Origin of the sequence: Aeromonas sp. MR19 (assembly GCF_963899305.1) — a bacterium.
GTDB classification, from domain to species: domain Bacteria; phylum Pseudomonadota; class Gammaproteobacteria; order Enterobacterales; family Aeromonadaceae; genus Aeromonas; species Aeromonas bestiarum.
Genome location: NZ_CAWQWZ010000053.1, coordinates 183,034 through 206,959, shown reverse-complemented (window position 1 = coordinate 206,959; position 23,926 = coordinate 183,034). Strand labels below are relative to the sequence as shown.

Annotated in this window: 23 protein-coding genes and 1 pseudogene; 14 read left to right on the top strand and 10 right to left on the bottom strand. The window is 59.3% G+C overall.

All coding sequences use genetic code 11. The features are described 5' to 3' along the window. Positions 1-64: 64 nt before the first annotated feature. Positions 65-142 (top strand): annotated as a pseudogene (locus AACQ95_RS21655) (cytochrome c nitrite reductase Fe-S protein); the annotation flags it as partial. A gap of 113 nt (positions 143-255) precedes the next feature. Here the strand turns inward: AACQ95_RS21655 and AACQ95_RS21650 are convergent. From AACQ95_RS21650 to AACQ95_RS21640, 3 genes are read right to left on the bottom strand one after another with little or no spacing between them, the layout of a single operon-like run. Further along, the gene (locus AACQ95_RS21650) at positions 256-498 is read right to left on the bottom strand and encodes a FeoC-like transcriptional regulator (protein ID WP_065401178.1); all 243 of its coding nucleotides are present in this window, start codon (positions 496-498) and stop codon (positions 256-258) included. Beyond that, positions 495-2,765, bottom strand: coding sequence for a Fe(2+) transporter permease subunit FeoB (gene feoB, locus AACQ95_RS21645; protein WP_241279905.1), 2,271 nt, complete (start codon positions 2,763-2,765; stop codon positions 495-497). Before feoB ends, AACQ95_RS21650 begins: the two co-directional genes overlap by 4 nt. Then, on the bottom strand, positions 2,762-2,989 hold the full coding sequence (locus tag AACQ95_RS21640) for a FeoA family protein (protein ID WP_042866070.1): 228 nt from the start codon (positions 2,987-2,989) through the stop codon (positions 2,762-2,764). The genes feoB and AACQ95_RS21640 overlap by 4 nt, the downstream gene beginning before the upstream one ends. A 119-nt stretch (positions 2,990-3,108) precedes the next feature. On the opposite strand from AACQ95_RS21640, the gene AACQ95_RS21635 reads away from it, so the two are divergent. From AACQ95_RS21635 to AACQ95_RS21605, 7 genes are all read left to right on the top strand, one after another. Then, positions 3,109-3,438, top strand: coding sequence for a translation initiation factor (locus AACQ95_RS21635; protein WP_043556561.1), 330 nt, complete (start codon positions 3,109-3,111; stop codon positions 3,436-3,438). Between the two features lie 244 nt (positions 3,439-3,682). Next, positions 3,683-4,240, top strand: coding sequence for a TMEM165/GDT1 family protein (locus tag AACQ95_RS21630; RefSeq protein WP_042866068.1), 558 nt, complete (start codon positions 3,683-3,685; stop codon positions 4,238-4,240). Between the two features lie 240 nt (positions 4,241-4,480). Further along, positions 4,481-5,419, top strand: coding sequence for a DUF2157 domain-containing protein (locus AACQ95_RS21625; RefSeq protein WP_241279903.1), 939 nt, complete (start codon positions 4,481-4,483; stop codon positions 5,417-5,419). Between the two features lie 36 nt (positions 5,420-5,455). Then, on the top strand, positions 5,456-6,463 hold the full coding sequence (locus AACQ95_RS21620) for a DUF4401 domain-containing protein (RefSeq protein WP_241279901.1): 1,008 nt from the start codon (positions 5,456-5,458) through the stop codon (positions 6,461-6,463). Then, entirely contained in the window at positions 6,460-6,963 is a 504-nt protein-coding gene (locus tag AACQ95_RS21615) for a GDYXXLXY domain-containing protein (RefSeq protein ID WP_241279900.1), read from the top strand. Before AACQ95_RS21620 ends, AACQ95_RS21615 begins: the two co-directional genes overlap by 4 nt. A gap of 73 nt (positions 6,964-7,036) precedes the next feature. Next, positions 7,037-7,783, top strand: a complete 747-nt coding sequence (locus AACQ95_RS21610; protein WP_241279898.1) for a substrate-binding periplasmic protein — start codon at positions 7,037-7,039, stop codon at positions 7,781-7,783. A 113-nt stretch (positions 7,784-7,896) separates the two neighbouring features. After that, a complete protein-coding gene (locus AACQ95_RS21605; protein ID WP_241279896.1) occupies positions 7,897-8,643 on the top strand; it encodes a substrate-binding periplasmic protein in 747 nt (248 codons plus the stop codon). A 58-nt stretch (positions 8,644-8,701) separates the two neighbouring features. Here the strand turns inward: AACQ95_RS21605 and AACQ95_RS21600 are convergent, their stop codons facing one another. Continuing rightward, complete coding sequence (locus tag AACQ95_RS21600) at positions 8,702-9,715, bottom strand: GGDEF domain-containing protein (RefSeq protein ID WP_241279895.1); 1,014 nt, start codon at positions 9,713-9,715, stop codon at positions 8,702-8,704. Between the two features lie 875 nt (positions 9,716-10,590). Then, on the bottom strand, positions 10,591-10,773 hold the full coding sequence (locus AACQ95_RS21595) for a hypothetical protein (RefSeq protein WP_241279893.1): 183 nt from the start codon (positions 10,771-10,773) through the stop codon (positions 10,591-10,593). 1,062 nt (positions 10,774-11,835) lie between these two features. On the opposite strand from AACQ95_RS21595, the gene AACQ95_RS21590 reads away from it, so the two are divergent. Continuing rightward, the gene (locus tag AACQ95_RS21590) at positions 11,836-13,479 is read left to right on the top strand and encodes an AAA family ATPase (protein WP_339357918.1); all 1,644 of its coding nucleotides are present in this window, start codon (positions 11,836-11,838) and stop codon (positions 13,477-13,479) included. After that, a complete protein-coding gene (locus tag AACQ95_RS21585; protein WP_241279890.1) occupies positions 13,460-14,332 on the top strand; it encodes a hypothetical protein in 873 nt (290 codons plus the stop codon). The genes AACQ95_RS21590 and AACQ95_RS21585 overlap by 20 nt, the downstream gene beginning before the upstream one ends. Before the next feature lie 544 nt (positions 14,333-14,876). Here the strand turns inward: AACQ95_RS21585 and cysS are convergent. Further along, positions 14,877-16,253 carry a cysteine--tRNA ligase gene (gene cysS / locus AACQ95_RS21580; RefSeq protein ID WP_241279889.1) on the bottom strand — a complete coding sequence of 459 codons (1,377 nt, stop codon included), beginning with the start codon at positions 16,251-16,253 and terminating at the stop codon, positions 14,877-14,879. Between the two features lie 226 nt (positions 16,254-16,479). Here cysS and AACQ95_RS21575 point away from each other — a divergent pair, with 226 nt between their 5' ends. Genes AACQ95_RS21575 through lpxH form a run of 3 tightly spaced genes read left to right on the top strand, consistent with a single transcriptional unit; the run spans position 16,480 to position 18,381 of the window. After that, a complete protein-coding gene (locus AACQ95_RS21575; protein ID WP_043140873.1) occupies positions 16,480-16,977 on the top strand; it encodes a peptidylprolyl isomerase in 498 nt (165 codons plus the stop codon). After that, positions 16,967-17,647: a DUF4269 domain-containing protein gene (locus tag AACQ95_RS21570; protein WP_241279887.1), complete on the top strand. Its 681-nt coding sequence runs from the start codon at positions 16,967-16,969 to the stop codon at positions 17,645-17,647. Before AACQ95_RS21575 ends, AACQ95_RS21570 begins: the two co-directional genes overlap by 11 nt. Next, the gene (gene lpxH, locus AACQ95_RS21565) at positions 17,644-18,381 is read left to right on the top strand and encodes a UDP-2,3-diacylglucosamine diphosphatase (RefSeq protein ID WP_241279886.1); all 738 of its coding nucleotides are present in this window, start codon (positions 17,644-17,646) and stop codon (positions 18,379-18,381) included. Before AACQ95_RS21570 ends, lpxH begins: the two co-directional genes overlap by 4 nt. Positions 18,382-18,490: 109 nt before the next feature. Here lpxH and nrfD read toward each other — a convergent pair whose 3' ends face one another. The 4 genes from nrfD to pdsA form a co-directional block, all read right to left on the bottom strand. Further along, entirely contained in the window at positions 18,491-19,444 is a 954-nt protein-coding gene (gene nrfD, locus AACQ95_RS21560; RefSeq protein WP_241279883.1) for a cytochrome c nitrite reductase subunit NrfD, read from the bottom strand. A gap of 45 nt (positions 19,445-19,489) precedes the next feature. Continuing rightward, the gene (locus AACQ95_RS21555; RefSeq protein ID WP_241279882.1) at positions 19,490-20,158 is read right to left on the bottom strand and encodes a 4Fe-4S dicluster domain-containing protein; all 669 of its coding nucleotides are present in this window, start codon (positions 20,156-20,158) and stop codon (positions 19,490-19,492) included. Continuing rightward, on the bottom strand, positions 20,155-20,790 hold the full coding sequence (netB, locus tag AACQ95_RS21550) for an Nrf-like electron transfer protein NetB (protein ID WP_241279881.1): 636 nt from the start codon (positions 20,788-20,790) through the stop codon (positions 20,155-20,157). The genes AACQ95_RS21555 and netB overlap by 4 nt, the downstream gene beginning before the upstream one ends. A gap of 161 nt (positions 20,791-20,951) precedes the next feature. Further along, a complete protein-coding gene (pdsA, locus tag AACQ95_RS21545) occupies positions 20,952-21,563 on the bottom strand; it encodes a periplasmic diheme shuttle PdsA (protein WP_043140859.1) in 612 nt (203 codons plus the stop codon). Between the two features lie 247 nt (positions 21,564-21,810). Here pdsA and AACQ95_RS21540 point away from each other — a divergent pair, with 247 nt between their 5' ends. Continuing rightward, a complete protein-coding gene (locus AACQ95_RS21540) occupies positions 21,811-23,925 on the top strand; it encodes an OmcA/MtrC family decaheme c-type cytochrome (RefSeq protein ID WP_241279880.1) in 2,115 nt (704 codons plus the stop codon). Position 23,926: the final 1 nt, after the last annotated feature.

The window sequence follows — 23,926 nt, the reverse complement described above, 5'->3', positions numbered from 1 at the left end:
ACAGCAAGCAGCATGAAGCCGTCAAGGCGGCCAAGGCGAACGCCACCCCGGGCAAGGAGGCACAATGAGCTGCTCTCGCCGTCACTTCATGGCGGGGATGAGCGCGGGGGCCCTCATCATTATGACGTGGCGGGCGCGCTCCCCTGCCCCTGCCCCCCCCCCCCGCCAGGCACCCCCACCGCGGCCAGCAAAAAAAAAGCCCCGCCAGTGGCGGGTCTTTTTTTATCGACGAATGAAGCGGACGAACGCGCAGGTTCAGCCCTTTTGCACCAAGCCTATCTGGCCGGGCTCGCACCACTCGAACATCACCTCCTGGCTCTTGCCGCAACAGCTGCCGCCGCACACCTGGGTCTCCCGCTTGGCGACCCGGCCCTTGCGCATCCAGACGCCGAGCATGGCCTCCACCGCATCTTCCGAGGTGTGGAAGTGGCGCGCCAGATCCCGCCGACTCACCTTCTGTTGTGCGGCGAGATAGGCGCCGAGCTCCCGCAGGATCACAGGGCCACCACCTTGCGGGCGACTATGTCGCCGTGACGACGGCCCAGCCACCAGAGCAGCAACAATGAGAGACCATAGCTGCCGATCCAGAGCAGGCTCTGTTCGGGGTGGGCGGCAAAGGTGGCCGCCTGATAGAAGACGGTGGCGCACAGGAAGGCCGTGTAGTTGCACCAGGCGGCGGCCAGCAGGGCCCACTGGCGACCGGTTTCCCGCACCAGGGCACCCATGGCGGCGGCGCACGGCATGTAAAGCAACACGAACAGCAGGTAGGCAAAGGCACCGGCGGCACCGTCGAAGTGGGTCTGCATGTTGCCGTAGGTGGAAACATCCACCTCCTGCGCCTCGGCGGCGGCCTGCTGGTCATCCAGATTGCCGACCTGGATCCCCATGGGATCGGACGGGTCTATGTCGGCCAGGTTGGTGGCGACGGCGGCAATGGCCTCGTTGAAGCTGCCAAGCAGGGAGAACTCCTTCTCCTCCTCATCCCCGTTGCTGCCGGCGTAGAGGCTGTTGAGGGTACCCACTACCGCCTCCTTGGCGAAGATGCCGGTGACGATGCCGACCGTGGCCTGCCAGTTGTCATCGCGCACACCTATGGGGTGCAGCACAGGGGTCACGGCCTGGCTTATCTTGCTCAGCACAGAGCTTTCTTGATCCTGGTGGCCGAAGCTGCCATCCGTGCCCAGCGAGTTGAGCACGCTCAGCACGGCGACCACCAGCACTATGGTTTTACCTGCGCCGAACACGAAGGATTTGAGCTTCTGCCAGGTCTTGATCCCCACGTTGATGGGACGCGGCCACTCATAATCCGGCATCTCCATCAGCATAGAATCGCTCTTGCCCGGCAGCAGGGTGCTGCGCAGCAGCAGGCCGGTGAGCACGGCCACCAGAATGCCGATGAGGTAGAGACCGAACACCAGGTTCTGACCCGATTCGGGGAAGAAGGCCACCGCAAACAGGGCGTAGACCGGCAGGCGGGCACCGCACGACATGAAGGGGGCCATGGCCGAGGTCATCAGCCGCTCCCGCTCCGAGTTGAGGGTGCGGGTCGCCATCACAGACGGCACTGTACAGCCAAAGCCCATCAGCATGGGCACGAATGCCTTGCCCGGCAGCCCGAGGCGACGCATCAGGGCATCCACCACGAAGGCGGCGCGGGCCAGGTAGCCTGAGCTCTCCAGCACCGCCAGGAACAGGTAGAGACAGCCGATCACCGGGATAAAGGTGGCCACCGTCTGCAAGCCGACCCCGAAGCCGTCCGCCAGTATGGCCCCCAGCCAGTCCGGGGCATTGATCAGCCCCAGCAGGTGGTGCACGCCATCCACGAACAGGGCGCCACCCATGATGTCGAAGAAGTCGATGAAGGCGCTGCCCACCTTGATGGCGAACATGAACATCAGGTACATCACCAGCAGGAAGAAGGGGATGCCGACCCAGCGGTTGAGCAGCACCCGATCCAGCCATTCGCTCTGGGCTATGGTGAGCTTGCCCTTCTGCTGACACGCCTGGCTGGCCCACTGGTGAATGTGGCCATAGCGGATATCCGCCAGTTGCAGATCTATGTCCTGGGCATGATGGGCGCGGGCCACCACGTTGGCTGCGGCGGCCTGCTGGCCGGGCAGCAGGGTCTCCTGCATCACGGCATCCTCTTCCAGCAGGCGCAGGGCGCGGCCACGGGTGGTGAGGTGGTGCGGGGCGAGCAGGGTTTCGAGCTCCGCCAGATCTTTTTCAAGATCTGTGCCGTAATCGAGCAGCAGCGCGGGCTGCGGCTGGCCGATGAACTGCTGGATCTGGTGCTTGAAGGCGGCGACCTGCTGACGGTTGTGGGCCGACAGGGCCACCACGGGGCAGCCGAGCGCCTTGGCCAGCAGGGCTTCATCTATGACCAGCCGCCGCTTTTGCAGTATGTCCATCTTGTTGAGCACCACCACCATGGGCAGCCCCAGTTCGCGCAGTTGCAGCGTGAGATAGAGAGAGCGTTCCAGGTTGGCGGCATCGATGACGTTGAGCAGCAGATCCGGCTGCTGGCCCTGAACGAAGCGGCTGGCGATCTGCTCGTCCAGGCTCCCTTCCTGATTGGCCAGGCTATAGATGCCGGGCAGGTCCATCAGCTTGTAGTCGTGCCCCTGGGCGGAGAACTCGCCCATCTTCTTGTCGACCGTGACGCCGCTCCAGTTGCCCACCTGCTGGCGGGCCCCGGTCAGGGCGTTGAACAGGGAGGTCTTGCCGCTATTGGGGTTGCCGACGGTTACCAGGGAATAATTCATACCGGTTCGACCTCGATTTGCAGGGCAAGGCTTTTTTGCATGGAGAGACAGATCCCCTGACACTGGATCTGGAGCGGATCACCCAGCGGTGCCGCGCGCAGGAAGATGACTTCGGTCTGAGGCAGCAAGCCCATCACCATCAGCTTGCGCCGCAGGGGACGGGTCAACTGATTCATGTTCTTGATGCGAGCACTCTGTCCCGGTGACAACTGCGCGAGTACCATGACTGACTCCTGAAGTTAAACAATAATAATTCGCTTTCACTCGGGGCATTATAATCCGTGTTTCCCACGCTAATTTGAGTAAAATCAAACTCCGCTTAGCTAACTCACAAATAACTGCCATGAGTCACGACAACAACAGCCGCCTGGTCTACAGCACGGACGGCGGCATCATCAAGGAACAGACCCAGTCCCCATCCGCCTCCCCCTTTCCCGCCGACGGCGTGGTGCGCATCCGGCGCGAGACCAAGGGGCGCAAGGGCGCCGGCGTCATCAGCATCCACGGCGTACCGGCCGAACAGCAGAAGGCCATCGCCACCCTGCTCAAGAAGAAGTGCGGTACCGGCGGCGGCCTGAAAGAGGGGATCATCGAGATCCAGGGGGATAAACGGGACCTGATCAAGGCCGAGCTGGAGAAGGCCGGTTTCAGCGTCAAGCTGGTGGGTGGCTGACCTACTTGTCTGGCGGATGATTTTTCCCTAGAATGCCCGCTCCCATCGAGGGGGAGTAGTCTCGCAGCCCGATCCCAAACCGGTTTGCGACCCTGATCAACATGCTTGGTGCCAACTCACCATGGTCAGGGTGATCCATCTAATCCGTGGATTTGACAAGACCTTTGACGGGCCAGTGCCAATACCGGGGACGGATGGCGCAGGCTTGTCTCAGGTATAACAATTCCGTCCCCCGGTCATTTTTATGGAAGCCCTGTTAACCTCAACCCTGAGCGTGGCTATCGCCGAGATCGGCGACAAGACCCAGCTGCTGGCGTTGCTGCTCATCTGTCGTTTTCGCAAGCCCTGGCCCATCATAGCCGGCATGCTGGCGGCGACCCTGCTCAACCACGCCGGCGCCGCCTGGCTTGGCGAGTTCATCAGCCGCTGGCTGGATCCCAAGGTGATGACCTATCTGGTCGCCGGCTCCTTCATTGCCATGGCGGCCTGGATCCTGGTGCCGGACAAGATGGACGACGAGGAGAGCCCGCTCGACAAGTACGGCCCCTTCATGGCCACCTTCGTGCTCTTCTTCATCGCCGAGATAGGCGACAAGACCCAGATAGCCACCGTCTTGCTGGCGGCCAAATATGACTCTCTGGTGCAGGTCATCACAGGCACCACCCTCGGCATGATGCTGGCCAACGTGCCCGTGGTGCTGCTCGGCAAGCTGGGCGCCGACAAGCTGCCGCTCAAGGGGATCCGCATCGCCTGCGCCATCCTGTTTGTGGGCCTAGGGGTCAGCACCCTGATCTTCGCCTGACACAAACCGGCCCGGAAGGCGGCGAGGCAAGCGTGAGCACTTGCCTACCCCGCCCAGTGCCGGTACCCATGTCGCGTCATCCCAAGCCAGCCCCGCCTCTATTCGAACAGGCGGGGCTTTTTGTTGCCCGCCAGCGGCCGATGCCTGCGGCCCCCTGCCGGCTGTCGCACGCCCGCACACGGGGAGTGTCCCGCAGTGCCATGACGGTGGCATAATGCGGCAAACCTCATGGAGCATCCCATGCACTTCACCTCAAGACAGACGCTGCTCGACTGGGTCAGACGCGGACGCCTCGCCCAGGCGCACCTGCCCGCCGCCCTCGCCCTGTGCGAGCTGCCACCCGGCCCCGCCCGCTGGCAATGGTTGTTCGATCGCCTGCTGCTCTGGCTCGGCAGCCTGTGCCTGGGCGCCGGTCTGGTGTTCTTCGTCGCCTTCAACTGGCAGGAGCTGGGTCGGATCGAACGCCTCGCCCTGCTGGAGCTGCCCCTGCTCGCCATGCTGGTGCTGCTGTGGCGCAAGCCCCTGGCCGACACGCCCCGCCAGGCGCTGCTGCTGGCGGTAGCCCTCAACATAGGCGCCCTGCTGGCCCTGGTGGGCCAGACCTACCAGACCGGCGCCGATCCCTGGCAGCTGTTCGCCACCTGGGCCCTGATGCTGCTGCCGCTGGCGGCGCTCGGCATGAGCCCCTTGCTGTGGACCCTGAGCTGGCTGCTCGGCCAGCTGGCGCTGGTGCTCTACTGGCGACTCGGGCTGTTCAACTTCTTCTTTGCCTTCGATGAAGAGGGGCTGGGCTGGTGCCTGACCCTGCTCAACGCCGCCCTCTGGGGCCTGCTGTTGCTGACACCGGCCCGCTGGCGCTTGATGCCAAGCTGGCTGCCGGGTCTGGCCGCCGGCCTCGGCGTCACCCTGCTGGCATTGCTGGCGCTGTTTGATGCCGCCTCCCCCTGGGTCTGGCCCGCCTGGATCGCATGGCTTGGCGCCGCCTATCTGCGCTGGCACCACAGATTCATCGCCGGGCTCGCCATGGGCTGCCTGAGCCTGATCGCCGTGATCCTGGCGGCCCTTGGCAAGTGGATGGAGCCCGACGTGGACGGCTTCCTGCTGCTGAGCCTGATTGCCATCGGCCTGTCGGTCGCGGCCAGCCGCTGGCTGCAACAGCAACGGAGGTCCCATGCATAAACAAGGCATCTGGCAAGCCAGCCAGGAGGAGGCAACATGGCTGATCTGACCCCCTGGCAGCGGCTGCAACAGGCCGAACTGGTGGAAGGGGACGTCCCCAATGATACCCAGCCCCACTGGTCGAGCCGCTTCCTGCTCGGCATGGTGGGCTGGATCGCCGCCCTCTTCCTGCTGTTCTTCCTGTTCATGTCGTTCTCGCAGCTCACCCGGGATGCCAACAGCGCCCTGGTGATGGGCAGCGTACTGATGGCCATCGCCTATGGCCTCAACCGCTTCGCCCAGCGCAGCGATCTCTGGGACCAGTTCGTGCTGGCGCTGGCGCTGGCCGCCGATGCCTGGCTGCTCTATGGCCTCATCGATCAGATTGACCCGCACTCGGCGCCGCTCTGGCTGGGGCTGGCCCTGCTGTCGCTCGCCATCGCCGCCCTGTTCGAACACTGGCTGATCCGGCTGTTTCACAGCTTCGCCGCCGCCATACTGCTCACCCTTGGGCTGGCTTGTCTCGGCCTGCAACTGCTGGCCCTGCCGCTGGTGATGGCGGCCGTCACCCTCTGCTGGCTGCAGGCGGAGCGTCAGCCCGTCCACCATCAAGTCTACGAATCTCTCACCCTGGGGCTGGCGCTCTCCCTGCTGGTGCTGGGGCGCCTACACCATCCGCTGTGGGACGGGGGCGCCAGCATGCTCGACGAGCTGGGCCACTCCCGCCTGCCGCTCTGGCTCAATCCCCTGCTCTGCGCCGCCCTGCTGCTCGGGGTCATGATCCGGCTCAAGCTGCCGCTGCTGTATGGGCTGCCGCTGGTGCTGATCAGCGCCCTCATCCCCGGCATGGGGGCCGGCGCCCTGGTGCTGGTGCTCGGCTTTTATGCCGGGAGCCTGGGGCTGATGACGCTGGCGGGCCTGCTGCTGCTCGGCTTTGGCTCCCTCTATTACTACGATCTGGGGCTGACCCTGATGACCAAATCCTGGCTGCTGCTGGGCTCGGGCGCCCTGCTGCTCGGCACCCGCCAGCTACTGAAGATCCTCAATGGGAGGACGCCATCATGAGACGGCTTGGACTCCTGCTGACCGGCCTCGCCATACTGGCGGGCATCAACTTCACCGTCTGGCGCTACGAGCACGCCATCAGCAGCGGCGAAGTGGTACTGCTCAGGCTGGCGCCGGTCGACCCCCGCTCCCTGATGCAAGGGGATTACATGCGGCTGAACTACGACATTGCCCGCCAGCTCGGTGCCCGTCGCGACAGCGAGCGCGCCAATGGCGGCGATACCCTGGTGATCCGCCTCGACGGGCAGCAGGTGGCCAGCTGGGTCGAAGGCGGCAAGCCGGCGCAACTGGCACCGAATGAGCGGCTGTTGCAGGTGCGCCTAAGCGACAACCAGTGGCTGATCGGGCCCGACGCCTTCTTCTTCGAAGAGGGCACGGGGGAGCAGTACGAGACGGCGCGCTACGGCGAGTTTCGGCTGCAAGCGGATGGCAAGGCGCTGCTGGTCGGGCTGCGTAATGAAGAGTTCAAGCTGATGGGAACCAGCAGGGATCGTTGGTAAGTACTGGCAATCTCAGGCTTTTTTACCCACACTTGCGCAAGAGGATCGCCGGTTTCACGCCAAGGATGGGCTCATGAGGATAAGGTTGTGCTGTTATCTGCTGCTGATGTCGTGCCTGGGTTCGGCACAGGCAGACCTGGCCAAGCTGGAGTACCTGACCGAGGAGTACCCCCCCTACAACTTCAGCGATGAGGCCGGTCAGCCCAGCGGGCTGGCGGTCGCGTTGCTGCAGCTGGTCTGGCAACGCAGCGGCACGCCTGCCCAGCCCATCCGCATCCTGCCCTGGGCGCGAGGCTACTACCTGCTGACCCAGAAACCCAATGTGGTGCTCTTCTCCACCGCCCGCACCGACACCCGCGACCCCCTGTTCAAATGGGCCTGCCCCATCGGCTACTCCGAATACATATTGCTGGCCCACAAGCAGCGCCACATCAGCCTGAGCGCCCCCGAGCAGATGAATGCCTACCGGATCAGCGCGGTGCGGGCCGATGCCTCCGAGCAGTTGCTGCTCAACCGGGGCATGGATGAAACCCGCATCATACCGGCCAACCGGCTGAGCCAGGCCCTGCGCATGCTGGTGTCGGGCCGCGCCGATCTGCTGGCCACCAGCAAGCTGGCGGGTTATGACGCCATCAAGGCGCTGCAGCTCAAGGCCGACGACTTCAATGTGGCCCTGGTGCTGGATGCCGAAGAGCTCTGCTACGCCTTCAGCCGTCAGGTGGACGACGGCGTGGTCAAGCAGTTCCAGCACGCCCTGACCCAGGCGCTGGCCTCGCCGGAGTTTCAGCGCCTGCGACTCCAATACCTGCCAGCGCCCTGAACCCAACGCGGCCTGGGTTCGCATCTCCTTGATTTAACCCCCGATCTGATTGGCGAATTATCACGATTTGGTAACACTTGAGGATGAAGCAACACCCCATCAGGATGGCCAAGATGAAAAAATGGATTGGAATAGTCGCGCTCATGTTTACCGCCATCACCCAGGCCAGCCCTGAACTTGGCAAGCTGCACTACCTCACCGAAGAGTACAAACCCTACAACTTCTCCAACGAAGCCGGCGCCCCCACCGGCCTCGCCGTCGAGCTGCTGCATCAGGTGTGGCAGAAGACCAACACCCCGGCCCAGACCATCACCATCATGCCCTGGGCGAGGGGCTACTACCTGCTGACCCAGAAACCCAATGTGGTGCTCTTTTCCACCGCCCGCACCGAGGCGCGGGATCCGCTGTTCAAGTGGGCCTGCCCTATCGGCTATGCCGAGATAGTGCTGATGGGGCTGGCCAAGAGCCCGCTCACCCTCACCAAGCTGGAAGATGCCCAGCAGTACAACATAGGGGCGGTGCGCGCCGACGTGGGGGAGCAGTTGCTGCTCAACAACGGCTTTGACGAGCAGAAGATCATGACCGCCAACCGCCTGCCCCAGGCGCTCAAGATGCTCACCTCCGGCCGGGTCGACCTCATCTCCACCAACAAGACCACCATGATGGATCTCATCGCCACCCAGCAGCTGGATCCCGCCCAGTTCAAGGTGGTCTGGATGCTGAGCTCGGAGCAATTCTGCTTCGCCTTCAGCCACCCGGTCAGCGACGAGCTGGTCAAGGAGTTCCAGAATGGCCTGACCCAGGTGCTGGCCAGCAGCGAATTTCAGCAGATCCAGGGCAAGTACTTCCCCGCCCGCTAACCGGGTTGAGCAAGACAAGGGGCCCAGCGGGGCCCCTTGTTGTTGCCGGTTGGCGCCATCAGATCTGTGTGCGACGCAGACGCTTGACCGCATACATGCTGGCATCGGCCAGCCGCAGGGCCTCGTCGATCGAGGTATTGGCCGGCTCTATGGCCACGACCCCCACGCTGGCACCGGGATAGTGCAGCACGCGGGAAGGCAATGGCAGCTGCACCTGGCTGCACTCGCACAAGCGGCGCTGAAAGCCCTGCACCGCCGCCGCCAGCGTCTCTTCACCGCACAGCGGCCCCACGCCCACGGCAACAAATTCGTCGCCCCCCACCCGCGCCAGCAGATCGCCGTCGCGCAGCACGCTCGAGAGCGCCCTCGCCACTGTCTGCAACAGCAGATCGCCGGCAGCATGGCCGTGGGTGTCGTTGATGGCCTTGAAGCCGTCGAGATCGATAAAGGCGAGCAGCAGCGGATGTTCGACCCGCTCCGCGAGGGAAAACAGGCGGTTGAGTTCGTGCATCAGTGCCCGCCGGTTGGGCAGACCGGTCAGGGGATCACTCAGCGCCTGGCTCGACAGCTCCTTGTTGGCCCGCTGCAACTGCAAGAGCAGTTGCTCTCGCTCCACCAGCTCGGCGATCAGCCGGGCAAAGAAGGCAAGCAGATGATCCGAGCCTGCGACCAGCGGCTTGTGCTCGGCGCTGGCGGCGCACAGAGTGCCATAGAGGGAGCCGGAGGAGGTCAGCACGGGACAACTCAGATAGGTGCGAATGCCGAGCGCCCGCGCCGCCTGGGAATCCCCCCAGCAGCTCGCCACATCGTCGGTGTAGAAGCGCCCCTCATCGAGGGCCCGTCGGCAGAGGGCATCCCCCCAGGCCACCGAGCCCCCCTCGGGGATCTGCAGCTCGGCCGTGTTGTGGGCATAGCGGATATGTTGAATGTCGTGACCCAGGTCTATCTCGGTCAGATAGGTGGACTCAAGCCCGGTGACCGTCTCTAGCATCTCCAGCAGCGGGCGGGTCAGACTCTCCAGATCCCGCGCCTCGGTCACCTGCAGCGACAACGTCTGCAATATTCTGTCCATGCACACCTCCCTGCTTGCATGTCGATTACTGAAACGATAGCCAACCCCTGGGCCCCTTCACAAGCAAGGCCGGGGCCTGATGCCGACTAAATGTGCCACCCTGCTCGTAGTCGTCGCCAGACGGCGCCAGCGGGCAGCCAGACCGGCCGCATAAGAGCCCTCTGCCTTGCCATGCCATCGGGTGAGCAACCCACCGCAGAGGGGTCAAGGCACCAGATGCCCTCTCCTGCTCCCTTGCCCAGCCCGCTGCTTGGCTTGGCTTGGCTTGGCTTGGCTTGGCTTGGCTTGGCTTGGCACGGATGATGGCTCAGGCTTGGTACACCCCGGCAGAACACCACAACGCGCCAACACTCACGTCACTCGCCGCCCTGGGGCCAAGGCTGCACTGCAACCTTGAGCTGGCTCAAAAAACTATTCAATTCTGACACTTGCATCACTAATTCAATGGAATTCCATGGATCGGGCCGAGATGGCTCCGTAAGATAACCAAGGTGCCTGTTGGCCCCCTGGTTGCCTCTGATGGTCAACAGCGCATTGTGGTAGCGACAGCCAGGGGCGGTAGCAACTGTCGCGGATAGAGAGGGAGTATGTGCCTGCGAGGCGAGACGTCTGGCAGAAGGGGGCAACGGCGGCACAAGCCCGCCGGATGATAGCGCAGAGCGCCAATACGCGGAGGGAATAGCTCCGCCTGTCGCTATAAACGCAGGGCCCTGCAAGCAAACGGCATTGCACCGGTGGACTATCCCCTCTCAGCAAATCAGCAGGGGAATGACAGCCGAGGTTGAGCCCCACCGCGGGTCGCAAACAACCGCCCGGTCACTGGCTTACTCGATGCCGTTTGACTCAACACCTGTCGCCACTGGGCACGCTCGGAGTTATTTGACCCGCATCAGGCGATGGCAGATGTCACCCAGCTCGAACTGGATCACCTGGGAACGCTGCATGGCATCGACCCGCTGCAGCATGTCGGCGTCGTACTGCTTGCGCCGCATCCACTGCATGGGCTCCTCGAAGCTGCCTTCATTGACGATAAAGGTATCCGTGTAGGTGTCGTTCACTATGCTGACCACCCAGATCCGCTGCTGAAACTCCGAGAGTTCGGCAAAGAGCGCGGCCCCGCGGGTCGCAAGCCAACGCCCTGCCCAAGTGATCCTGTTTTTACTGTCGACGAGCCGGTTTGCCATAACTGATAAGGGTTGGATAAGAGGACGGTTCGGCATCCTAGCATCCAGGGGGATGGGGCACCAAGCAGCGGGAGTGCACCTCTCCCACCACGGGATGAGGCGCAGGGTGCAATAAGCGGAGCGCATTGCACCGGGGAACGATCCCCTCTCCCCCTGCGGGAGACAGGTAGGGTGCCAATACGCGAAGCGCATTGCACCGGGGAACGATCCCCTCTCCCCCTGCGGGAGCAAGGTAGGGTGCCAATAAGCGAAGCGCATTGCACCGGGGAACGATCCCCTCTCCCCCTGCGGGAGACAGGTAGGGTGCCAATAAGCGAAGCGCATTGCACCGGGGTAAATGATCCCCTCTCCCCCTGCGGGAGAGGGCTAGGGTGAGGGGGTTAACGTCATTCCCCGGCGGAATGTCGCCCAACGCCTGAATGGCATGGCTTCGCCATGCAGGACAAGAGGGCACGGCCCTCGACGGGGTTTCGCCCGCCCTTCGGGCTTGGTCGAGTGACTTTTCTTTGCGTGGCCAAAGAAAAGTCACCAAAAGAAAGGCCACCCCATAGAGAGACCATATTTTCGCACCTATGAAATAGTAATCATCAACATGGTTACATAGGTGAACAAATCATTGTGAGTACAACAGCAAGCGGCACACATCCCTATCGAGGAATAGTTTTATATTAAAGGCCAGACATTGAGTTTTTCGCTGTGATAAAACTCTATTTCTCGAACTAACCATTGAAAGTAAAAAATACAATTCAATCTATTCATATCCTCCATGGCACAACTATATAAAAAGTCAAAAGTCAAAAGTCAAAAGTCAAAAGTCAAAAGTCAAAAGTCAATTCTTACACATATTAAAAATATGAGTAATCATATATGATTGTTTTTTATCACAAAGGGACCAATTGGAGGTCATCTCCTTCTATACTTCCATTTGAAAGTGATATGCTCGCCTTATCATTTAATAACTGGGATGACTATGGCATTAGCACAACTTTAAATGCGACCTTATATATCGACAAAAAGGTTGCTCTAAATTTCTCATTAAAGTTATTAATTGAAGATGATGACTATTCCCCCAAAAAACTAAATGAGCTTTGTGATAATGGATGGAATGGTTTCTTCCCAATCCCAAACCTAAATTATGTATCCGTACCTAGCGATATCGATTTTTATAACATTCTCATCGCTAAAATTGGGCTCGCTGATACACAAACTCTACTAATGTTAATTAGAGATGCAGGATATCTGGTTAACGTAATAAAAGATGGAAATGCAGAGCGCCTTACATCGCATGGAAACTTTATTACATCCCCACTCCGGGAAGCTGGGGCCAGAAAATCTTTTCAGGATGGTTGGAAACTATTAGATAACGTGCAATCATCGATTCAAGACTTTACACTGAATACAATTAATAAAAATGGTGTTATAGAACCAATATCATTTCATTTTAATTCAGAGCACCTACCATATGACATAAATGTATTAATAGGTGAGAATGGTATAGGTAAGTCATTTACACTAAAAACTTTAGTAGAATATTGGTTGGGTGTTGATAGTGGAAGTAAGAAGATTCTGGATGCATCCAATCACGCTCCATTTGACCACTACCCTAACATATCCAAATTCATACTAATTTCCTACAGCCCATTCGAAGAATTTACAATAGATTTATCTAAAACGGACCTAAAAGACAAAGACGCATATAAATATTTCGGTTTCAGGAAAATAAACACCGATTCTGCCGGTAATGAAAAAATTGGTATTAGTAGAAACTTACCAGCCCGAGATTCAGTAAGCTCAATAATGAAATCTATTGAGGATGATCATGAGTTTGGTTTTATACATCACTGGACGAGTAAGTTTGACACCATCTTCTCTGTATTGAAAACTGCAATAGATTTCGATTTTATTGCGCTTGAATTATCAGAAGACATGGCATGGAAATCTAATCCAGCACTTGTAACGCTTCATACAGCAAGTAATAACAAATATTATTTATCCATAGATAACACCTCTTTCAATACATATAAGATGTTTCAGTTAGATATCAACATGCTAATTAACCATCAAGCTGGCGTTGTATTTATTAAAGATAAGCATAAAATTGAAATCAGTTCTGGACAAAGATTATTCTGCTATATCGTCATAAATGTAGTCGGTCAAATTAGAAAAGATAGTTTAATTGTAATCGATGAACCAGAGCTATTTTTGCATCCAACCTTAGAAATTGAATTTATATCCTTACTTAAAACTGTTTTAAAGGCCTTTAATTCAAAAGCTATTCTAGCAACCCATTCCTTAGCGATGGCAAGAGAAGTTCCCGCTAAGTGCATACATGTATATCGCCAGCATAATGGAAAAGTAGAAATTGATCATCCACCATTTGAAACATTTGGTGGTGATATGCAAAGGATATCATCTTATGTTTTTGGAGATAGTTCGATAACTAAGCCATTTGACCTATGGGTTGAAGAAAAGCTACGTCTATATAACAACCCAAGAGATTTAATTTATTTGTTAGGCCAAGAACTAAACGAAGAAATGCTAATTAAGATATTGAACTCAGGTGGCAAAAATGGTATCTAGAGTTAATATTCCTGAAGATGACTCAGTAGATGTAGTGAGGAGAACTTTGAATGAAAAACAACATCACCGAGATTTTTATGACCTCATCACAAATGACTTAGTTAACCAAGTAAAATTATATCAGGAGCTAGGTGGCAACCCGACTTTAATCCAACCGATGAACTTAAGAAACTATACAGATACCGATGATAATGCAGAAAAAAGAAAGCGTTCATTAATCGGTTTATATTCACCCAAAGAAGATAAGCTACCTTATTCCCAGCTAGAAAAGATCAGAAAATATAATGGTCTCGTTGTATGCCCAAGTTGCGGTGAACCAGGAAGACCAAGAACGTTAGATCATTACCTTCCAAAAGATAAATTCCCAGAGTTCTCTATCAACCTACTAAACCTGACCCCTATGTGTGACTGGTGTCAAGGTGAGAAACTTGCTGAGTATATAACGTCAGATGGAAGGAAAAGGTATATACACCCTTATTTTGATGATATAGACAGACCTTTATTTAATATAATATTCACCCCTCCTTACCGCTCACCATTGATAGCTGTCGCAGTTCGTGATGACGCACCACAAGAGCTTGGAAAACTTATAGCTCTTCACTTGGAAGGGATAGATTTCATAACACGTTTCAAAGAGTTTTTTAAAACCAGGTATATAAGCATACTCCGTAAATCTCAGACCTGTCGCCAGCCAAATTCCACCATCAACATAATAGCCAGCCTAGAACTACTTTTAGAAATGGAAATAGATAAATCTATTAATTCTTGGGATGCAGTACTGTATCGTTCGATTCTTGATGACCATCAACTCATCCAATATCTGGAAAATGGAGAACTCCCAGAGAATTTATAATATAAATACTATCAAGAAAAACATGCGGTTTTTATTTCTATATCCCAAACAATGCGCCCCCCAAACCAGAACCCTATTTCCCCACCCCCTTGCACTACTCTCCCCCTGCGGCGTAATAAACGGTCGACCAGAAAGATAAAGCCACGGGCGGGCACGGTATTGGTTCCCCCTGCAAACCGCCGAGTCGAGTTCAACGGGTCAGGAGCGCCATCAGGGATGATGGCGCAGCCGCAGCCGGCACAGGGATGTGCCGTCTGCGGCGCTCCGTCCGACCCGTTGAATGAGACGAGGGAACCCGCGAAGCGGGCGGTTTGTCGGGGGAGAAGACCTTTGGTGACTTTGGGTCTTTCCAAAGTCACTCGCCCCAGCCCGAAGGGCGGGCGAAACCCTGTCGAGGGCAGTGCCCTCGCGTCCTGCATGGCGAAGCCATGCCATTCAGGAGAGAGGGAAGGTGCAGCCCTCAGACAGGCCATAAAAAAACCGCAGCCTTGGGCTGCGGTTTTTTTATTGAGTCAACCTGTTGGCACCAACAGGACAACCGGCCTTAGGCACGGCGCCAGCTGGTTTTGCCGGCGCTGTCTTCCAGCACGATTCCCATCTCGGTGAGACGGTTGCGGGCGGCGTCGGCGGCGGCCCAGTTCTTGTCGGCGCGGGCCTGGTTGCGCTGGACGATCAGTTGCTCGATCTCGGCCACTTCGTCATCGGCCTCATTGCCCTTGAGGAAGGCGTCCGGGTCCTGCTGCAGTATGCCGAGCACGGCGCCCAGCTCACGCAAACGGGCACCCAGGCCAGCGGCCACGCTCATGTCTTCGGCCTTCTGGCGGTTGATCTCGCGCACCAGATCGAACAGGGCCGAGTAGGCTTCCGGGGTATTGAAGTCATCGTCCATGGCTTCCTTGAAGCGGGCCACCTGCTCGTCACCACCGGCGGCGGCAGCCACCGGCAGGTCGCGCAGGGCTGTGTACATGCGCTCCAGCGCGGCGCGGGCCTGCTTGAGGTTGTCTTCCGAGTAGTTGAGCTGGCTGCGGTAGTGACCTGACATCAGGAAGTAACGCACGCTCTCGGCATCGTAGTGAGCCAGGACGTCGCGGATGGTGAAGAAGTTGCCAAGGGATTTGGACATCTTCTCTTTGTCCACCATCACCATGCCGCTGTGCATCCAGGTGTTGACGTAGTCGCCACCGTGGGCGCAGCAGGACTGGGCGATCTCGTTCTCGTGGTGCGGGAACTGCAGATCCGAGCCGCCGCCGTGGATATCGAAGTGGTTGCCAAGGTGCTTGGAGTTCATGGCGGAGCACTCTATGTGCCAGCCAGGACGGCCCGGGCCCCAGGGGCTTTCCCAGGTCGGCTCGCCGGGCTTGGACATCTTCCACAGCACGAAGTCGAGCGGGTTGCGCTTGGCATCCACCACGCCGACCCGGGCACCGGCTTGCAACTGCTCCAGATCCTGCCCGGAGAGCTTTCCGTAGTCGGCGTAGGAGTCGACGATGAACATGACGTCGCCGTTGTCGGCCACGTAGGCGTGATCCTGCGCGATCAGGCTCTCAACCAGCTCGATGATCTCTTCGATGTGCTGGGTGGCGCGCGGTTCGACGTCCGGGCGCACCATGCCGAGGGCATCAAAATCCTGGTGCATGTCGCCGATCAGGCGTTCGGTCAGATCGTCACAGGTGACGCCTGTCTCGGCGGCGCGCTTGATGATCTTGTCGTCCACGTCGGTGACGTTGCGCACGTAGTTGAGCTGATAACCGCAGTAACGCAGGTAACGGGCCACCACGTCGAAGGCGACGAAGGTGCGACCGTGGCCGATATGACAGTGATCGTAGATAGTGACGCCACACACATACATGCCCACCTTGCCCGGGTGGATAGGTTTGAATTCTTCTTTTTGACGAGTGAGTGTGTTGTATATCTTCAGCATCTTATGACCACTGCCTGTGAGTAAAATGGCCTGCCATTCTACCCGCATCCGGTGGAGAAAACGAGGCAGAAAACAGGGCGGATCAGGCCTCACAGCCATGTCAGCCCTATGCCAGACGACCACTATGGGCTAGAATTGCCACCACTTTATGCCATAGCCCATGCAACAAGCTGCGAGCCGCTTATCTGCCCGCGCAACTTTTGCCCAAAGAATGAAAGGACATATCATGGTTACTCTGCACACCAATCACGGCGACATCACTCTGACCCTGAACGCGGAAAAAGCCCCGGAAACCGTGGCCAACTTCCTGCAATACTGCCGTGACGGTCACTACGACAACACCATCTTCCACCGCGTCATCGACGGCTTCATGATCCAGGGCGGCGGCTATGCCCCTGGCTTCGAAGAGAAAGACACCCGCGCCTCCATCAAGAACGAAGCGGCCAACGGTCTGTCCAACAAGATTGGTACCGTCGCCATGGCCCGCACCATGGAGCCGCACTCTGCCAGCGCCCAGTTCTTCATCAACGTGAACAACAACGACTTCCTCGATTTCAAATCCGCCACCACCCAGGGCTTCGGCTACTGCGTATTTGGTGAAGTGACTGCCGGCATGGACGTGGTCAACAAGATCAAGGGCGTCAAGACCGGCAACGCCGGCCGCATGCACCAGGATGTACCGGTAGAGGACGTGGTGATCACCAAGGTGACCCTTGCTGACTGATCTCTGCCTTCTGCGAGATGAACTGACTGCGGCCCCGGCCGCAGTTTTTCCATCTGCACTTGCCACTAGCCCGAACTGGCGCCGCCTCGACTATCTGGCCCATGGCAACGAGCGCCAGCGCGCGGCCCACGCCCTGCTCACCGGCACGCTTCTGTGGGATGAGTTGCAAAGCCAGTGTCTGGACGTGGCGCTGGTGAGCACCCTGGCCATAGGGCTCGACAGGCCCGGCAGCGATCTCGACATCCTCTGCCAGCATGCAACACCTTCGGTGCTGGCCGCCCGGTTTGCCGAACTGGGCTGGCAGCGCCGCGCCCTGGACAACGACATCTGGCTGCTGGAGCAGACCCTGACCGATGCCGATGGCCGCAGCTGGCCCATCGAGCTCTATGTCACCCCGGCGAGGATCGAGACCCTCAACGGCTGGCGTCATCTCAGCCTGATGGCCGCCCTGATCGAGCACTTTGGCCACGACTTTTACCGCACCCTGCTCGCCCTGCGCCTGCAGCAAGGGCTGAAGGGGGAAGCGGCCATCTGCCGCCTGCTGAAATTGTCCGGCGATCCCTATCAGGCGCTGTTGACCCTGGAAGGCCGCAACCTTGACCAGCTTGACTGGCAACCTCACCCTATGACCCATACAGCCAGAATCGGGGCCCCTCGCACGCCATCATGAGCACCCTCTTTATCAGTGACATTCACCTGTGTGCCGATCGGCCCGACATGACGGCCGCGCTGGTGCGCTTTCTGGCACACGACGCCCCCGGTGCCGACGCCCTCTATGTGCTGGGAGATCTGTTTGAGTTCTGGATTGGCGACGACGATCCCAACCCGCTCCACCAGCAGATCGCCGAGGCCTTTGCGGCCCTGAGCCAGCAGGGGGTGCCCATCTATTTCATCCACGGCAACCGCGACTTCATGCTGGGCCGCCAGTTTGCCAAACGGGCCGGCATGACCCTGCTCGGCGACCCTTGCGTCATCGAGCTCTATGGGGAGCGGGTGCTGCTGAGCCACGGCGATCTGCTCTGCACCCTGGATCTGGGCTATCAGAAGTTTCGCCGCATCACCCAGCTCAGGTGGCTGCGCTGGCTGTTCCTGCGCCTGCCGCTGGCCCGCCGCCTCGCCATCGCCTGCAAGATGCGCGGTCAAAGCCAGATGGAGAACGTGCAAAAGAACCAGACCATCATGGATGTGACGCCGGCAGCGGTGGACGAGATGCTGCGCCAGCACGGCTGCAACACCATGATCCACGGCCACACCCACAGGCCCGCCATTCACGACTTCAGCCTCGACGGCCAACCGGCGCGGCGCATCGTGCTGGGGGACTGGTTCGAGCAGGGATCCGTGCTGGTGTGCCGCCCCGGCGAGCAGCGCCTCGAAGTGCGGGCCCTGCAAGGGGTCAGTGCCTGAGCGGCCACTGACCAACAACGACGGCAAACGGCCATGAAAAAGGCGGGATCATCCCGCCTTTTTGCTTTTGCTCTGCGCCCAGCCAAGCGCCTTTTGAGCGCAGTGCGCCTTACATCACAGTCATCTGCCCCGCATAGAGGATGAAGTAACGCAGCAGCAGTATGCCCACCAGACTCAGGCTGCAGATCAGCGCCAAGCGGGCGGGCTGGTGCGCCCGCGCCTTGCCGCCAAGCAGCCCCAGCGACTGGGGCAGCACTATGCCAAGGCCTATCACCCCGAACCAGAACACCTGGGACCAGAAACCGCCGCCGATCGCCGCCCACATGGCGACCTCTCGCTGACCACCACCGAAGTAGAGGCCGGTAAAGAAGCAGACCAGCAGGAAGATTTCGATGGCCACTATGGGTCGCTCGAACCTGTGCACGAAACTCACCCCCTGGCTGTGGCCATGTTCCCGAAACAGGGTCACCGCCAGCAAGATGGTGGAGGCCACCCCAGAGCTGATGCCGGAGACCAGAAACAGCGCCGGCAGGATCGGGTTGTTGAGCATGGGGTAGGTCTTGAGGGCGGAGAGCAGAAAGCCGGTGTAGGCCCCGAGCAGCACGGCCAGCAGCAGCAACAGCGGTGCCAGCAGGCGCTCGATGCGAGCGAGCCAGCCGATCAGGCCATCCACAAAGGCGAACTTGTCCGCCAGCAGTTGCCGACGCAGCGCCGCGATCTCGGCTCTGAACACCACCGCCAGCCAGGCGAACAGCACCGCCATGTAGACCTGAAACAGCATGACCCCCATCGACATGACGGAGTCAAACTGGTAGTGGAACATCAGCTTCCAGAAGGTCCAGGGCCGGGCCAGATGGAAGATAAGGATCAGGAGCCCCAGGATCACCGAGAGCGGCGCCAGTAGGGCGGTGGCCCTGATGATGCCGCTCTCGCTGCCGGCCCCCTGGCGCCGCAGCAGCACAGACAAGGTGGTCGAGCCCGCCGAGATGCCGAGCAGGAACAGGTAGACGGCGATGGGACCGTCCCACACCAGGGAGTCGAAATGGAATGCGTCATGCCACATGGTGCCTACCTCCCATCAGACAAAGACCATCAGGCCGATGTGCGCTCATGATGCCACCTCCCCTTTCGGCACCCGGTACATCTTGGGCGAGGTGCCGAGGAACTGTTTGTAGCGATAAGTGGTCTCCTGCACCAGCCGCCTGGCGATGGGGCTTTGGGGATCGTCCAGATTGCCGAACACCAGCGCCTTGGTGGGGCATGACTCCACGCAGGCCGGCTGCTTGCCGTTGGCCAGATTGGTCTTGCGGCAAAAATCACACTTGTCGGCGACGCGGGTGACCGGGTTGATGAAACGCACCTGATAGGGGCAGGCCGCGAGGCAATAGCGACAGCCGACGCAGAGATCGGGATTGATGTCGACTATGCCATCCTCGGCCCGGATGTGGGAGGCACCGGTCGGGCAGACGTGCACGCAGGGGGCGTTGTCGCAGTGCTGGCAGGATTTGCGAAAGAAGCGGTACGCCTGATCCGGATACGCCCCCACGGGGCCGCTGCGCAGGATCTGCAGGCGGGCGACCCCTATCGGCACCTGGTTCACCTCGCGGCAGGCGTCCATGCAGGCGGTACAGCCGATGCAGGCCGTCTCGTCGTGGATCATGCCGTAGCGTACCCCCTCTATGGTCATGCTGTTGGCGAGGGCACGGTGCGAACCTGTCATCAGGATCAGGGCGCCGGCACTCATGCCCACCATGAATTCGCGACGGGTCGTGCTCATGCGCCCTCCTTGACGGCAGCCTGCTGCCTGGCCTCATGCTGCTTGCTGTGGCAGTCGACGCACAGCTTGATGCGGGACTTCTCTGGGATGCCGACCATGGGCTCCTTGGCCGGGTGCAGCTGGTGGCAACTGGTGCAGCTCACCCGGGTGGCGTGCACGTCGTGGGCCCACAGCGCCTTGCGCAGATCGTCCGGCTCATGGCAACTCATGCAGACGCCGTTCTGCTGGCTGAGAGGAAACGCCTCGTCGCCAAAGCGCATCACATCGACCATGCCGCCGCGCTGTTTGCGGTGATCGGCCGACGCATTGCCGTGACAGTTGGTGCAGGTGACCTGTTCACCCGTGTTGGGGTTGGTGACGCTGCCGTGCTTGCCGTGCATCCCCTCCTCCCCGTCGTGACACTTGTCGCACTTGGCAAAGCGGGCAGCCGCTTTCCTGGCGGCGGCTTTTTTCTTCTCCGCCTTGGCCTGACGTTCGGCCAGAGTCGGCTGATCGGCCTGCGCGGCCTGAGTATTGGTAGCCTGTGTGTTGGTGGTCTGGGTGTCGGTAGCCGGGGCCACCTCGGCCCTGGCAAACTGGGTGGTGCCCAGGCAGAGGCAGCCGAGCAGCAGCCACTTGATGACATCTTTCATAGGAAACTCCGGATCAGGGACACCCGGCGGGTGTCATCTCCCCCAGTGCGCAAAAAAGGAGCTGACAACAGCTCCTTTGACGGTCATGACCGGGTAGCAGGAGCACACCCCGCCGGCGGGCGGCAGGGTGGCTGCGTCAATGGGAGTGGGGGCAGCGACGGTTACTGCTGGCTCGCGTAGTACTCGGCCAGCGCCTTGAGGTCCGCATCGCTCATGGCGATGATGGCCTTGTTCATCTTCTCGTCGTTGCTGCGCTTGCCGGCCTTGAACTCCTGCAGCGAGGTCAGCAGGTAGCCCTTGGGCTGACCGGAGAGGATGGAGGCTTCGTCTTCCACCACTGAGCCCCCTTCCGAGTGGCACTTCTTGCAGCCGGACTCTTCGTGCAGCTTCTGACCAGCCTTGGCCAGCGCCGCATCGAAGGGCTGCTTCATCGGCTTGTAAGGCAGCTCGGCATAGTGGGCCGCCAGCTCGTCGATCTGCTCGTCGCTAAGGCCCTTAACTATGTCGGTCATGTTCCCCTGCTTGCTGGTGTCACCGGTGACATGATTAACGGTCTTGGCAGGGCGCCCATCCAGGTAGGTGCGCAGCTGCTCGCTGAGGTTGGCCTCTGCCAGCCCGGCGATGGTCGGGATGTCGTTGTGGGTGCTGATCCCCTGACTTCCATGACATGAATTACATGTCTCCACCAAGGAATCCATGCTGGCATGTGCGGTGCCAATAGAGCCCAACAATAACGACAATCCCAGCATTTCCAGTTTCATACTGCGTTTCATTTCTCATCCCTCGTGCAGAAAAGACCTAAAAATCTCAATCGAAACAGACATTTTTTTCTCTCAGCTTACTTTGAGATCCGTTTTTGAGACTTCGGTCAACGCCGGTTAATATATAAACCTTACAATTAAGATGGAAATTATTTATACCGTATTAAGTCCTCGTTTGACCCTTAAGTAGTATGTTTTTGGGAATTTTTTGACTTGGCTCATACATGGAACAATAAGTCCGATAAAAAAGGATAAAACAATGAAATACTGGAAAGTATTGGTGGCTGCAGCAATGGTGTTCGCCCTGTCGTCCTGTGGTGGCGGTGGCGACGGAAACGACAAGACAGATCCACCGCCCCCCCCGCCCGGTACCCCGGACTCGCTGATCATCTCGGCATCCACTCCCCAGTTAAACGAAAGCGGCCAACTCTCGGTGCAGTTCAGCGTCACCGACAAGCAAGGCAAGGGTTATGAGCTGGGAACCACACTCCCCTCCTTCACCCTGACCAAGGTGATCCCCGGCCGTGACGCCGCGCGGCAAGACCCTGTCGTCTGGAAGAGCTTCATCTACAGCACCAAGAACAACCGGCCGACCGGTGAAAACAGCGGCAAGCTGGAACCCCTTGGCAATGGCCAGTACCGCTACACCTTCTCCTTCAATGCCACCACGGTGCGCGACCCTTATCCGAGCGATTCGCTGGACAACAACGGCTTGATCCGCTGGGATGAGGCAGCGACGCACCGCCTCGGCATCTACTTCGGTGGCAGCAACGACATTCCGGTCACCGACTATGTGCTGGACTGGGTGCCCGCCGGCACGGCGCCACTGCTGACCCGCGACATCCTGGAGCAGCAGAGCTGCGACAGCTGCCACATGAAGCAGCCAATCCACCACAGCAACCGCGCCGATCCCAAGCTCTGCGTCACCTGCCACAACGAGAGCGTGCCCGGCAGCGGACGGGGCGATCTGACCACCCTGGTGCACAAGCTGCACGGCAATCTGGACCCGACCGCCACCAAGCTGGTGAGCCACTTCCCGCAGGATCCGCGCAACTGCGACACCTGCCACAAGGGGGTCACCCCGACCACGCCGAACGCCAACAACTGGCAACACGCCCAGGAGAAACCCTGCGGCGCCTGCCACGCGGACTCCACCACGGCGACCGGTTACGTCAGCCACATCAACGGCAAGATCAACAGCGGCACCCTCTGTACCCAGTGCCATGCGGAAGAGCCGGGCAACACCAAGTCCCCCAGCAGCGTGCACATGGGCTATCTCGCCAATGAAGCCGCCGGTCGCGACAAGCTGGTGTTCAAGTTTGACGACGTGCGCTATGCCGCGCCCAACATCGAGGTCGAACTGACAGTGACTGCCGATGGCAGCCCGGTCGAGACCATGGATGGCGTGCTCAAGTACATCAAGTACGGCGATCTGGCCAAGGCCCCCTACATCCTGGTCAACTGGGATCAGGGCAGCGGCTTCGAGCTGGCCTACACCAACCCGCAAACCTTCGTCACCGGCAACAAGATTGACTTCACCAAGTGCGAGAGCCAGGGCAGCGGCAGCTTCCTGTGCCGCAAAGAGGTGGGCAACGAGGTCACCGGCACCCTGGCGGCCACGGTCGCCGAGTTGCAGGTGTGCGTGGCCCGCAAGGCGGATCGCAACGGCGCCTTCGCCGCCGGGGATCTGCTCCCCTGCAGCAGCACCGCCAGCGCCCTCTCCTACGTGGCCATCAACCCGGCCAAGGCCTACTTCCGGGTCGAAGGCGGGGTCGACGGCAGCTATGTGCTCAAGGCGGGCGCGGATCTGACCTCCTGCAACGGTTGTCACAAGGATCTGGCCATCCACACCAAGGGGAACGCGGGCTCGGCCCACGCCTCCAAGGACTTTGCCCAGTGCGCCAGCTGTCACAACGCCACCCGCAGCTCCTTCTACGCGGGCGTGCCGGGCGATCTCAAGTACCACGTCCACTCCTTCCACGCCTACGGTTCCCACCGCAGCGGGGACGCCACCTTCCCGGGCAAGCTGAACAACTGCGAGTCCTGCCACACCAAGGCGCAATACAACCTGCCCAACCAGCAGAACGAGCGCCCCTCCCTGGTGAGCACCACGGCGGACAACAAGCAGCCCAAGTTCTTCAGCCCGACTCTGGTGGTCTGCGCCAGCTGCCACCTCAAGTCGCCGCTGGGTCTGGTCAAACCGGACAACCCGGTCGCCGGGGACGAGTGGGCAACCCACATGAAGAACAACGGCGCCATCTTTGGTGCAGACACGATAGAAGCCGCCACCGGGGTTGAACAGTGCGCGTCTTGCCATGCCGTCGGGCAGGAGCAGGGCGTCGACAAGGTTCACAAGGTGTATGACTTCCGTTGAG